The sequence below is a fragment of the Roseovarius marisflavi genome, assembly GCF_900142625.1.
Classification (GTDB): Bacteria; Pseudomonadota; Alphaproteobacteria; order Rhodobacterales; family Rhodobacteraceae; genus Roseovarius; species Roseovarius marisflavi.
This window is the reverse complement of record NZ_FRBN01000033.1, coordinates 15,509-27,574: the sequence shown is the minus strand read 5'-3', so window position 1 is coordinate 27,574 and position 12,066 is coordinate 15,509. Positions and strand designations below refer to the sequence as shown.

Here is a 12,066-nt window from a genome sequence, read left to right as displayed (position 1 = left end):
TTCCGGGCAAGTTCGTCTTCATGCCCATCCCGCGCACCTCGACCGGAAAAATCCAGAAATTCGTCCTGCGCGAACAGGCACGCGATCTTGGCGCAGGCTGGTGCCGCTGACTTGATGCGAAAGGCCTAGGCACTCTTTCGCCGCTGCCTTGAAATCAGTCTCTCGATCCGGGGGGTGCCGAAAAATCCGGCGCCCCCCCTTTGATTTTTCAGCGCTTTTCCTGCTGCGGTTTACGATCTTCGGCGATCTCGTTACCCTGGTCACGTCGCTCAGCCGACACCCGGTTCTGCGCGTCGCATGGCGGTCCGCGGACCGGTAAGTTTCCAAGCGCCCGAAAGGATATCCCATGAGTCAGGTTTTATCTTCAACCTGGGCGCTTTTGCTCGGCATCGTGCTGATCATGCTGGGCAACGGCATGCATTTCACCCTGATCGGCCTGCGCGGCGGGATCGAGGGGTTTTCTGCGGCCGAGCTTGCGATTGTCACTTCGGGCTATTTCCTTGGCTTCCTGTCCGGCGCGCGCCTCACGCCTTTGATGATCCAGCGGGTCGGCCATGTCCGCGTCTTCGCAGCCCTCGGAAGCTTTATGTCGGCGGGGCTGGTCGCACTGCCGCTGCTGACAGAGCCATGGGCCTGGACAGTGCTGCGGGTCCTTATCGGGTTTTGCATGTCGGGCATCTATGTGGCCGCCGAAAGCTGGCTGAATGCCTCGGCCACAAACGAGACGCGCGGCAAGGTGCTCTCGGCCTATATGATCGCGCAGACGCTTGGGATCATCGGCGCGCAGGGGCTGCTGACACTGGGCGATGCGGGCACCTCGGCGCTGTTCATCGGGGCCTCGATCCTTGTGTCGATTTCCTTTGCGCCGATCCTTTTGTCGGCCACGCCGGTGCCGGTGGTCGAGGTCGCGCGCCCGATGTCCCTGCGGGGGCTTTTCAGGGGCTCGCCTCTGGGGGCCGTAGGGATATTTCTTCTGGGCAGTGTCTATGCGACGCAATCGGGCATGGGCGCGGTGTTTGGAACCCAGATCGGCCTGAGCACCGGGCAGATCGCGCTTTTCATCGCAACGCTCTTTGCCGGCGCGCTTGTGCTGCAATACCCGATTGGCTGGCTGTCGGACCGGATGGACCGGCGCAAGCTTATCTTCGGCACGGCCGCTCTTGGCGCGGCCTCCTGTGTGCTTGGCTGGATCACCGGGGGCGGGTCATGGCCCCTGATGGCGGCGGCGTTTTTGGCCGGCGGGGTGACCACGCCGCTTTATGCGCTGTTTCTGGCCTATACCAATGATGCGCTGTCGGCCGAGGATATGCCGGCCGCCTCTGGCGGGCTTGTCTTTACCTTCGGGCTGGGCGCGATTGTCGGGCCGCTGGTCGCCGGCTGGGCGATGGAGGGGCTTGGACCTTCGGCGTTCTGGCTGGTGCTGGGCGTGACCTTTGCGGCCATCGCGCTTTATGCGCTCTACCGGATGACGCAACGCGCGGTCGTTCCTGTGGATGAGACCGAAAGCTATCTCAATGTGCTACCCACCGCCTCGCCTATTGCTGTCGAAGCCGCAGGTGAGTGGGCCGCCGACAACGCCGAGGTCGAACGCGAGACCGGCGCGTAGCCTCAGTCACGGCCAAGGATAGCCGCCTGCTTTCCCGGTCGACCCGGATGATCTTGCCCCCGTTATTTGACCGCAAATGCGGGCGTTCACGCGCGGCATGTCAAATATTCTTCAGAGCCACCTTTAACCCCGGTCGTCGCGGCGCTAACGTCGCGCCGGAGTGGGGCAGGGAAGGACGCGAACTTTGGCAGAGTTAATTCTGGTGCGGCACGGGCAGGCCAATAGCCATGCCACCAGCGAGGCCAGCTATGATCAGCTGTCTGCCCTCGGGCAACGTCAGGCGAAATGGCTTGGCGAGCATCTGAGCACCACCAATCCGCATTTCGATCAGGTCCTGACCGGCACGCTCAATCGTCAGGTCGGGACGGCGGTCGGGATGGGCTATGAAATCACAACCCGCGATCCGCGCCTTAACGAGCTTAGCTATTTCGCGCTTGCCCATGCGCTTGAGGCCGAGCATGGCATTCCGGCCCCGCGAGAGGCGGTCGAGTTTGCCCGCTATCTGCCGCAGGTGATCGACCATTGGGTGCGCGGCGCGCTCAGCGATGTGCCCGAAACGTTTGAAGATTTCGCGGGCCGGATTACCGCCGTTATCGATGAGTTATGTGATCAGCATGGCCGTATTCTTATCGTGACCTCGGGCGGGGTGATCGGGATGGTCATGCGCCACGCGCTTGGGCTTGAGACGCCGGGCATGGCCAAGGTCATGCTTCAGATCATCAATAGCTCGATGCATCGGCTGGAACATGTTCACGATATGCTGATGGTGGGGGCGTTCAACGCCACGCCGCATCTTGATACGCCGGATCGGGCCCATGCCCGCACCTTTATCTGACACTTATCCGACCCTGAAAGGACGCAGGATGAAACTTTACTATGCGCCAAAGACCATCGCGATTGCCGTGGCGATCACCCTTCACGAGGCGGGGATCGAGTACGATCCGATCCGGCTTGATTTCCGCAACGCGGAACAGACCAAGGCCGAGTATCACAAGGTCAATCCCAAGGGCCGGGTGCCCGCGTTGGTCACCGACCGGGGTATTCTGACGGAAACCGGTGCCTTGCTTGATTACATCGCCGATCTGGCGCCCGAGGCAAGCCTGCGCCCAGCCGATCCCTACGAGGTCGCGCAGGTGCGTGCGGTGATGTATTACATTGCCTCGACCATGCATGTGAACCACGCCCATGGCGCGCGCGGCACCCGTTGGGCGGATCAGCAAAGCTCGATCGAGGATATGAAGGCCAAGATGGTGCAGACCATGACCGACAGCGCCACATTCGTGGAAAACAACGTGCTGACCGGGCCTTATATTCTGGGCGATGATATCTGCATGGTCGATCCTTACCTTTTCATCGCCTGCAACTGGCTTGAGGGCGATGGCGTGACTGTTGCCGATTTCCCCAAGATCGAAGCATTTATGACTGCGATGCGCGCGCGCCCCTCGGTCGAACGCGCGGTCAGTCTTGGCATGCTTTAAGGGGGTCACATGACACATCTCTGGGTCAGGGCCGAGCAGCGCCCAAATGAAGAACGCGTCGGCCTGACGCCCGAAGGGGCGGCGGCGCTGATTGCCAAGGGCATCAAGGTTACGGTCGAGGAAAGCCATGTGCGCGCGATCCCGATTGAGGGCTATCGCGCCGCCGGTTGTGCGATAGCGCCGGAAAACAGTTGGCCCACCGCGCCGGCCGATGCGATCATCTTTGGCCTCAAGGAACTGCCCGAGGATGGCACGCCCCTGCCGCATCGCCACATCATGTTCGGTCATGCCTTCAAGGGGCAGCATTCCGGGCGGCTGCTGCTTAAGCGGTTCAAGGCCGGGGGCGGTACGCTCTACGATCTGGAATACCTGGTCGACGAGGATGGTCGCCGCATCGCCGCCTTTGGCTATTGGGCGGGCTATGCGGGCGCGGCGGTGTCGCTCATGGCGTGGGCGGCGGCCCAGGGCGGAAGGACCTGTGCGCCGGTGGCGACCTTTGGCGGGCGCGATGCCCTGCTTGATGATCTGCGCGCGCGCCTTGATGCGACGGGTAAACCGCGCCCGAGCGCCATCGTGATCGGCGCACTTGGCCGGGTTGGCACGGGGGCCGCGGACCTTTGCGAGGCGCTTGAGGTGAACACCACCAAATGGGACATGGCCGAAACCGCCACGGGTGGACCGTTCCCCGAGATTCTTGACCATGACCTGTTCCTGAACTGTATCTTCGCGCGTCCGGGCACGCCGGTCTTCGTGCCGAAATCGGCGCTTAAGGCGCCGCGCCGCCTGTCGGTGATCGGCGATGTGGCCTGTGATCCTGATAGCGATTACAACCCGGTGCCGGTCTATGACCGTGCCACCACCTGGCAAGAGCCGGTTATCCGGGTGGCGAGCGATCCGGTGCTTGACGTGATGGCGATCGACAACCTGCCCTCGCTATTGCCGGTGGAATCCTCAACGGATTACGCGGCACAGCTTTTGGCCTCGCTGGCGGTGCTGGACCGGCTTGATGCCGGTGTCTGGGCGCGGGCGCAGGCGGTTTTTGATGACAATATGAAGGGAATTTGACGATGACAATCCATTGGTGCGGCACAGGGCTTTCGGCCATTCCCGGCCTGCGTCGTCTGATCGAGGCGGGCCATCCCGTGACGGTCTGGAACCGCTCGGTCGATAAGGCCGAGGCCGCCGTGGGCGATCTTACGAAGGCGATCAAGGCGTTTGATCGCGATGCTCTGGCGAGCGATCTCAAGGCCGGAGATGTGGTGGTATCGATGCTGCCGGGGGATTGGCATGTGCCGCTGGCCGAGCTGTGCCTTGAAAAGGGCGCGCATTTTGTCAGCTCGTCTTATATCGCGCCGGAAATGCGGGCGCTGGACGATGCGGCGCGTGAAAAGGGGCTGAGCTTGGTCAATGAAATAGGCCTTGATCCGGGTATCGACCATTTGATGGCGCATCACCTTGTGGCCGAGTATCGCGCCTCGGATGCCTATGACGCGAGCAATGACATCTCGTTCATTTCCTATTGTGGCGGTATTCCCAAGCACCCCAATCCGTTCCGCTATAAATTCAGCTGGTCGCCGCTCGGCGTGCTCAAGGCGCTGCGCTCGCCGTCACGCTCGATCCGCGATTACAGCGAGTTGAACGTCGCGCGCCCCTGGGATGCGATCAGCAGCTATAGCGCGCCCTTGCCGGCGCCTGAGACCTTCGAGGTCTACCCAAACCGCGATTCCCTGCCGTTCATCGAGGATTACCGGTTTGATCCGGCCTGGCCGGTCAAGGAATTCGTGCGTGGCACGCTGCGGCTGAATGGTTGGACAGAGGCCTGGGGCGATGTCTTTGCCGAGATCGAAACGCTGGAGGGGCCCGAGGGGGATGCGCGTCTCAAAGAGATGTCGGATACCTTCTGGAATGAAAACGCCTATGACAAGGGTGAGCCGGATCGCGTGGTGCTCTGCGTTGGCCTCAAGGCCGAAAAGGCGGGCGTGCCGGTCTGGCATAAAACCTATGTCATGGATGCCTGGGGCGATGCGCGCGGAACGGCGATGGCGCGGCTGGTGTCGGTGCCGGTATCGCTGGCAGTCGAGGCCGTTCTTAACCGGGAAATCCCGGCCGGGGTGACCCCCGCGCCGCATGACCCCAAGCTTGTCAGCCGCTTTCTGGTCGAGGTGGACCGCCTTGCGCAGCATTTGCAGGTGGTTGATCACCTCGCCTGAGGCGATTGGCGGCCACTCGTCAGGCCCTTACAGGCTGCCTCGTTCACGGGGCGGCCTGTAGGGCGTAAGTGGCCTCAGCGCATCAGGTCGTCTTCGGCGTCCACCACCGACAAGCCGAGGGCATCAAGCCCGTTTTCAAGGTGATCCGACAGATGCGGCGAGCCGAGCAGGTAATCGGCGGTCGGGGTTGTCGCCTCCTCAAAGGCGGTGCGTTTCGCCTCTTCCAGTTCCGAGGCATCAAAGCTGTCGCGCCCGATCCACATGACGGCGACAAGGCTTGCCTTTTCCTCATCCGTGAGCTGGTCGATGAAGGCCCTGAGCTCGGCTTCGGCCCGGTTCAATTCGCGGGCCATAAGGATGATTTGTGCGATTTTATAGACTGAAATTTCCAGCATGAGGTGTCTCCTGTTGCGCGTGTCCTTCTCAGGAATGGCGCGGACAGGAGGCGGCGTCCTTGATCTTACGCAAATAGCCGATAATAGGCCCAATCCGGCAAAAGCCGCGAGAGGCGGAAGAGATAGCTGAACCCGCGCGGGAAATGGCGCACGAAGGCGGTGTCGTCGCACATCAATTCGAACATTTCCTGCGCCGCCGCTTCTGGTGTCATGATGAAGGGCATCTTGAAGTCGTTCTTGTCGGTCAGCCGGGTCTTGATAAAACCGGGATTGGCCAGTTGCACCCGCACGCCTGTGCGCCACAAATCGGCGCGCATCGATTCGGCGAGCGACATGACCCCGGCCTTGGAGGCGCCATAACCGATTGCGCCGGGCAGGCCGCGAAAGCCCGAGAGAGAGCCGGTGAGCACCACATGCCCCGCGTCCCGCGCCACCATATCGGGAAGAACCGCCCCCGCCACCCGCAGCGCGCCGGTGAAGTTCACATCCGCCATGGCAATGGCGTGTTCGGCGTTCCACTCGCCCGCAGCCATCGGCCAATAGACCCCGGCAAGATAGACCATGCCGTCAATCTCGCCGACTTCGACAAGGGCCTTTTCCACGCTTGCGGCATCGGTCACATCGACGCTTATGGCGCGGGCGCGACCGGGCAGGGCGCTTACAAGCTCTGCAAGCCGATCCGCGCTGCGCGCCGAGACGATGACCTCTGCCCCGGCGGCACTTAGCTTATGCGCCAGAGCCGCGCCAAGGCCTTCGCTTGCCCCGACAAGCCAGTATTTCTTGCCCTGCCACTGCATCATGCATCCACCCGGCGCATGGTTGCCACAAGCTCTGCCACCTTGATGCCGAACTTGCGGAACTGGCTTCGGTTCACCACCGCGCCGTTCGGGGTAAGATACATCCAGTCGGTCACGCTAAGCACATGACCGCCGGCCTCTTTGGGCAGGCGGATGCGATAGCAAAGCTGCGCCGCAGACCCAATTTGGCGACCATGCCCCATGCCGACAAGATCATCTGCCTCGGCGCGGATGGATCCGTCATTGCCAAGCTCAAGGCGCCATTCGCGATCCTGGCTATTGCCGCTGTCATAGTCGAAACGCTCTTGCATCACGCCCCGGTTGCCTTGCCATTTCGCCATGAAATCGCCGGTGAAACGCGACACGACGCGCCCGGTGGGGCCATAAATCACGCCATCGCATTTGATCGCGCCGCTGAGATGCTCGCGCAGGTCAATCTGGTTGGGATCGCTTGCGTAATCATCCGGGCGCTGTGCGCCAAAATCGGCAAATCGCTCGCGCAGCATGGCAAGCGCCAGCATCAACAGTGCGCCGACAAGGATATAGCTCAGGGCTTCCATCGGATCAGTTCCTTTCGTCAATCGGGGTGCGGGCCAAAAGCGCGATGGCCAGGAGTTTCAGGGCACAGGGCAGGGCGCCATAAAGCAGGCTCAACAGCCAGAGCGCTTGCAGGTCGTTGCCTTGGCCGGGTTGAAATCCGCCCGCCTGCAAGAGCGGCAAAAGCGAAACGGCGGCCAGTGCGAGGGTAAATTTCGACACGAAGGACCAGAGGCCGAACCCCTCAGCGGCATTGGGTGAAATCACGGCCATGCGGGTGGCGAAGAGGGCGGGCAAAAGGGTCATGTCCGCACCAAGTGCTGCGCCTGACACCAGGCAGATCACGCCAAAGGCCCAAAGGTCGCCGGGCCCCAATGTGATCGCTCCGCCAAAGGCCGCGATCGACAAAGCCATGCCCGCAAGCAACACGGGCTTTGCGCCCCGGCTTTCTGCGAGGCGGCCCCAGAACGGCGCGGCCATAGCGGCGCAGAGGAAAAAGAGCAACAGGAACGGCCCCTCCCATCCCGGTGCGGCAAGGCGGCTTTCGACGAAGAACAAAAACAGCGTTGAACTTACAGCGACGGGGGCGGCGTTGATCAGCGCCACGATCAACAAACGGCGCGCGATGGGATCGCGCAGAACCCTGCCAAAGCCGGTGCTTGGCGGAAGATCCGCGCCCTCCCACTGGCCTGCCATCGCCCAGATCGCAACCAGTGCAAGGCCGAGAAAGGCCAGTGAAAACCCGGCGTAGCCGCCAAGCACCAAAGGCGCGACCGCCGCTGCGCAGATGCCCAAAAGCGCGCCTGTCTCGCGCCAGCGGGCCAGCCGCAGGTGGCCCTGACCCGAAAGGTGATCGGCGCTTGCCACGCCTTGGGCGTAAAAGCAGATCGTGAGATAGCTAAAGGCGGAAAACACCACCGTCAGCATGAGCGCAAACCACCACAGCGGCGCAATCGGAGGGGTCACGGCAAACAGGCCAAGCATCGCCCCGGCCATCGCCAGAACCGCAACCCACACCGTTGCTCCGCGATGCGCGCGCAGCCGTTCCGAGAGGCGGCCCAAGAGCGGGTCTTGCACCACATCCAAAAGCCTCAGTGCGAACAACACCGTGCCAAGCGCGGCCAGCGAGACGCCGTATTCATCCACGTAAAACTTGGGCGCGTGGATATAAAGCGGCAGGCCCGCCGAGGCCAAAAGTGCTGCAAACACCGCAAAGCCGGGCAGGCGCGGCGTTGTGGCGGGGGCTGTGATTGCGTGGCTCATCGGCTGATTTCTTCGGCCGGGGGCTTGGGCGGCGAGCGAAAGCGCGCGCCCTTCCACCAGAGCTTGAGCGCCTGCCAGTGAATAAGCGCCAGCACCCGGCGCGAGCCAAAGGGGCGGCGCAGGATCGCGCGGATCAGGCCCGTGTTGCTGAGCGGTTTGCGCGGCCCCACCAACGTGGCGATCACGCCGCCATTGCCGCCGGTAAAATCAATCCAGATGCCAATCCGGTCGGGGCGCAGATCAAAGCGAAACTCATAGCTGCCCTCGATGCGCTGAAACGGCGAGACATAGAAAATCTTGTTGGCCTTAAGTCGGTCATTGGCAGTGATCGGCGCAAGGTCATCGCGGTGGCACAGATAAGAGTGCCTCTGACCATAGGTATTGGTCACCTCGGCGATGATCACCGGAATGTCGCCCTGTTGATCACGGCAGATCCAAAAGGCGACCGGGTTGAAGACATGGCCAAGAATGCGCGGTTGCGCCAGCAACTCGATCCGCTCGGGCGTCGGCAGATCGTGGGCGGCCAACACCTCGCGCACCCAAGCCGCGCCATGCCCGTGCCGCGGCGGGCCGCCATGATCGCTATCCCAGACCGAGGCAAGCCCGCCTTTGTTGCGCCCAAACAGGCGCGGCGCGTCGACCGGGCCTTCGGCGTCAAGCAGCACGTAGTCGATGCTGTAGCGAAAGGCGTTTTCTACCGCTCCCTTGCGCCCATGCCAGGTGTGGCCGGCGATATGGTCAACAGCCCTCATTCGGCCGCCATGGAAAGCGCGGAGCGGTCAAGAAGCGCCTCGGCCGCCTCAAGCCCGCTGGCAAGGCCGTCTTCATGAAACCCGTGGCGCATCCAGGCCCCGCAGAACCAGGTGTTTTGTGCGCCATTGGTCATCCGCACGCGATCCTGAGCGTTCAGTGCCGCCAGATCATAGACCGGATGGCGCAGGGTCACCTGATCATAGATCAACTCCTGGCGGATCTCGCGGGTGGAGTTCAAAGTAACGAAATGCGGGTCATCCTCGGGGATCGGTTGCAGGCAATTCATCCAGTAGGTGAGGTCGATCTGTCCATCCCGCTTGGTCGCGGTTTCGGTATAGTTCCACGACGACCAGACCGCGCGCCGCTTGGGCATGATGCTTGTGTCGGCATGCAGAACGATATCGTTGGGTTGATAGGCAACCGCGCCAAGATTGGCGCTCTCGGTCTCGGTTGCATCGCTCAACAGGCGCAGGGCGTCGTCGGAATGGGTGGCAAAGATTACCTCGTCAAAGCGCTCCCATTCGCCGCCTTGCGCGCGAATTTCCACGCCACCGTCAATCCGGCGCACACCGGCCACCGGCGTGCCGGAGCGCAAGCTTACGCCTTGGCTGCGCAGCGTGTGTTCAAGGCGGGTGACATAGGCAATCGAGCCACCCTTAACCGTGTACCACTGATGCTGGCCGGAGTAATTGAGCAGGGCGTGGTTCTCGAAGAACTGGATCATCGCATGGGCGGGGAAATCAAGTATCTGCTTGGTCGGGGTGGACCAGATCGCGCCGGAGAGCGGTAACAGGTAATAGTCGCGAAAATAATCACCGGTGCCGAGCTTGTCGAGAAACTGACCAACCGTCAGATTGCGATCATTCACGTGATCAAGGGCGCGGGCATTGAAGCGAAAGATGTCGCGCATCATCCGCAGAAACCGCGGGTTAAGCGCGTTGCGGCGCTGTGCGAAAAAGGCCCCGGCGCTGGCCAGCCCGTATTCAAGCGCCCCGCCGCGCACCGAGGCGCCAAAGCTCATGTTGCTTTTGACGACGGGCACATCAAGGCGGGCAAACAGATCGGCCAGACTGGGATAATTGGCATAATTGAACACGATAAACCCGGTATCGACCGGCTGATCGCCACGTTTGCCGGCGATGATGGTGCGGGCGTGGCCGCCAAGGCGCGGCTCGGCCTCGAACAGGGTCACGTGGTGGGTATCGGCCAGGCGATGCGCCGCCCCCATCCCTGAGATACCCGCGCCGATCACGGCAATTGTCTTGCGCGCCGCGGCGCTTGTCTCGAATGGCATAACTGTGTGAACCCGTTTTTTGTTGTTATTTAAGGCATACGCAGGTCGGGTGAGAACGGATTAGAATGAATTTTTATCGAAAACTGTGATCCGATCCGGATTCCACCGCGTAACAGGTTCATGTTGACCGATTGCGCCCTGATTGATCGCCCTGCCCCCTCGCCGGGGATCGTCCTGCGTGATAAGAGGGGCGAACGATTGGTTAAACGGTCAGGACCGGCGCAAGTGATACCGACGAAAGACAAGAAAGCTCGGGAAAACGAGGATTGGGTGGCCTGCATCTCGCGAATCCGCGAGGCACAGGATGAGGCGGCTTTTGCCCGGCTGTTTGCCCATTTCGCCCCTCGGGTAAAGGCATTCTTGATGCGCTCCGGCGCAGATGCCACCCTGGCCGAGGAATGCGCCCAGGAGGTGATGGCGACGCTTTGGCAAAAGGCGCACCTGTTCGACCCAAGTCGCGCCAGTGCGGCGACCTGGATCTTTACCATCGCGCGCAATCGCAAGATTGACGCGCTGCGCAAACAAAAGCGCCCCGAGCCCGAGGATTTGCCCTGGGGGAACGAGCCCGAGCCGGATCAGGCCGATGTGCTGGCCCTGCAAGAAGAAAGTGACCAACTGGGCGACGCGATTGCCGCCCTGCCCGAGAAACAGAGGGTGCTGATCGAAAAGGCCTATTTCAGCGATCTCAGCCATTCCGAGATTGCCGAACAGACCGGATTGCCGCTTGGCACGATCAAATCCCGTATCAGACTGGCGCTCGATCGTTTGCGCCACGCAATGAAGTGACCGATATTATGAGCGACAAACAGATCAAACATCACCTGACCGACGCCCTTTTGGTGGCCTATTCCGCAGGCAGCCTGCCAGAGGCGTTCAGCCTTACGGTGGCCACGCATATTTCGATGTGTGATGACTGTCGCGCCCGGCTTGGGGCGTTTGATGCCATGGGCGGCGCGATGGTCGAGCGATGTGACAGCGTTGCAATGAGTGTCGGCAGCCTTGAGGCGACGATGCAACGCATTCGCGCCGCTGCTCCGCAGGCCGCGCCAGCCCCCCGTCGCAAGAGCAGCCTTCCGCATCCGTTGCAGGACTACATCGGCGGCGATCTTGACGCGGTCAAGTGGCGCTCGGTCGGGATGGGGGTGAAACAGGCGATCCTGCCGACCTCGCGCGCGGCGACGGCGCGGCTTTTGTATATTCCGGCCGGGGCGGCAGTACCCGATCACGGCCATCGCGGCACCGAGTTGACGCTGGTGTTGCAGGGTGCGTTTGTCGATGAGGTCGATCATTTTGGTCCCGGTGATATCGAGATTGCCAATGAGGATCTGAACCACACGCCTGTGGCCGATATCGGGGCAGATTGCATTTGTCTTGCCGCCACGGATGCGCCTCTGCGCTTTCGCGCGCTGATCCCCCGACTGGCGCAGCCGTTCCTGCGGATTTAAGCCGTCAGGATCGCGCTGACCTTGAGGGCACGCTGAACGTTGCCCTCGACCCTGAGCTTGCCGGACATATAGGCGGTGATCGGGTTCTGTGCGCCCGAGAGGATATTGCGAAACACCTCATCGCTGGCGATGAGCACGACATCGGCGGGGCCATCGCTCGCCGTGGCTCCGGTTTCGTCAAGCATGACACTGCCGTGATCGGTGATCTCAAGCCGCGCAGTGCCCCTGATCTGGCCTTTGGCCTTGGGGGTCAGATTGGCGATATAGTCGGCAATGACGCTTGTCATG

General features: G+C 61.9%; 14 protein-coding genes. 7 read left to right on the top strand and 7 right to left on the bottom strand.

All coding sequences use genetic code 11. The features are described 5' to 3' along the window. Positions 1-346 precede the first annotated feature (346 nt). The 5 genes from BUB78_RS17995 (at position 347) to BUB78_RS17975 (ending at position 5,294) form a co-directional block, all read left to right on the top strand. Positions 347-1,606, top strand: a complete 1,260-nt coding sequence (locus tag BUB78_RS17995; protein WP_073200516.1) for an MFS transporter — start codon at positions 347-349, stop codon at positions 1,604-1,606. A 184-nt stretch (positions 1,607-1,790) separates the two neighbouring features. Then, the gene (locus BUB78_RS17990; RefSeq protein ID WP_073200514.1) at positions 1,791-2,441 is read left to right on the top strand and encodes a histidine phosphatase family protein; all 651 of its coding nucleotides are present in this window, start codon (positions 1,791-1,793) and stop codon (positions 2,439-2,441) included. A 28-nt stretch (positions 2,442-2,469) separates the two neighbouring features. Then, positions 2,470-3,084, top strand: coding sequence for a glutathione S-transferase family protein (locus BUB78_RS17985; protein ID WP_073200512.1), 615 nt, complete (start codon positions 2,470-2,472; stop codon positions 3,082-3,084). Between the two features lie 9 nt (positions 3,085-3,093). Further along, the gene (locus tag BUB78_RS17980; RefSeq protein WP_073200509.1) at positions 3,094-4,149 is read left to right on the top strand and encodes a saccharopine dehydrogenase; all 1,056 of its coding nucleotides are present in this window, start codon (positions 3,094-3,096) and stop codon (positions 4,147-4,149) included. A gap of 2 nt (positions 4,150-4,151) precedes the next feature. Further along, on the top strand, positions 4,152-5,294 hold the full coding sequence (locus BUB78_RS17975) for a saccharopine dehydrogenase family protein (RefSeq protein WP_073200507.1): 1,143 nt from the start codon (positions 4,152-4,154) through the stop codon (positions 5,292-5,294). 74 nt (positions 5,295-5,368) lie between these two features. Here BUB78_RS17975 and BUB78_RS17970 read toward each other — a convergent pair whose 3' ends face one another. The 6 genes from BUB78_RS17970 to BUB78_RS17945 form a co-directional block, all read right to left on the bottom strand. Continuing rightward, the gene (locus tag BUB78_RS17970) at positions 5,369-5,689 is read right to left on the bottom strand and encodes a DUF3775 domain-containing protein (RefSeq protein ID WP_073200506.1); all 321 of its coding nucleotides are present in this window, start codon (positions 5,687-5,689) and stop codon (positions 5,369-5,371) included. 65 nt (positions 5,690-5,754) lie between these two features. Further along, on the bottom strand, positions 5,755-6,489 hold the full coding sequence (locus BUB78_RS17965) for an SDR family NAD(P)-dependent oxidoreductase (protein ID WP_073200505.1): 735 nt from the start codon (positions 6,487-6,489) through the stop codon (positions 5,755-5,757). Next, positions 6,486-7,046: a DUF3833 family protein gene (locus BUB78_RS17960; RefSeq protein ID WP_073200503.1), complete on the bottom strand. Its 561-nt coding sequence runs from the start codon at positions 7,044-7,046 to the stop codon at positions 6,486-6,488. Before BUB78_RS17960 ends, BUB78_RS17965 begins: the two co-directional genes overlap by 4 nt. Before the next feature lie 4 nt (positions 7,047-7,050). After that, positions 7,051-8,286: an MFS transporter gene (locus BUB78_RS17955; protein WP_073200501.1), complete on the bottom strand. Its 1,236-nt coding sequence runs from the start codon at positions 8,284-8,286 to the stop codon at positions 7,051-7,053. After that, positions 8,283-9,038, bottom strand: coding sequence for a DUF1365 domain-containing protein (locus BUB78_RS17950; RefSeq protein ID WP_073200499.1), 756 nt, complete (start codon positions 9,036-9,038; stop codon positions 8,283-8,285). The genes BUB78_RS17955 and BUB78_RS17950 overlap by 4 nt, the downstream gene beginning before the upstream one ends. Then, positions 9,035-10,333: an NAD(P)/FAD-dependent oxidoreductase gene (locus BUB78_RS17945; protein ID WP_073200496.1), complete on the bottom strand. Its 1,299-nt coding sequence runs from the start codon at positions 10,331-10,333 to the stop codon at positions 9,035-9,037. The genes BUB78_RS17950 and BUB78_RS17945 overlap by 4 nt, the downstream gene beginning before the upstream one ends. 225 nt (positions 10,334-10,558) lie before the next feature. Between BUB78_RS17945 and BUB78_RS17940 the strand changes: the two genes are divergently transcribed. Then, the gene (locus BUB78_RS17940) at positions 10,559-11,119 is read left to right on the top strand and encodes a sigma-70 family RNA polymerase sigma factor (RefSeq protein ID WP_425442208.1); all 561 of its coding nucleotides are present in this window, start codon (positions 10,559-10,561) and stop codon (positions 11,117-11,119) included. Between the two features lie 8 nt (positions 11,120-11,127). Then, complete coding sequence (locus BUB78_RS17935; RefSeq protein ID WP_073200518.1) at positions 11,128-11,778, top strand: ChrR family anti-sigma-E factor; 651 nt, start codon at positions 11,128-11,130, stop codon at positions 11,776-11,778. On the opposite strand, the gene BUB78_RS17930 is transcribed toward BUB78_RS17935, so the two are convergent. After that, a complete protein-coding gene (locus BUB78_RS17930; RefSeq protein ID WP_073200493.1) occupies positions 11,775-12,065 on the bottom strand; it encodes an SCP2 sterol-binding domain-containing protein in 291 nt (96 codons plus the stop codon). The genes BUB78_RS17935 and BUB78_RS17930 overlap by 4 nt on opposite strands. Position 12,066: the final 1 nt, after the last annotated feature.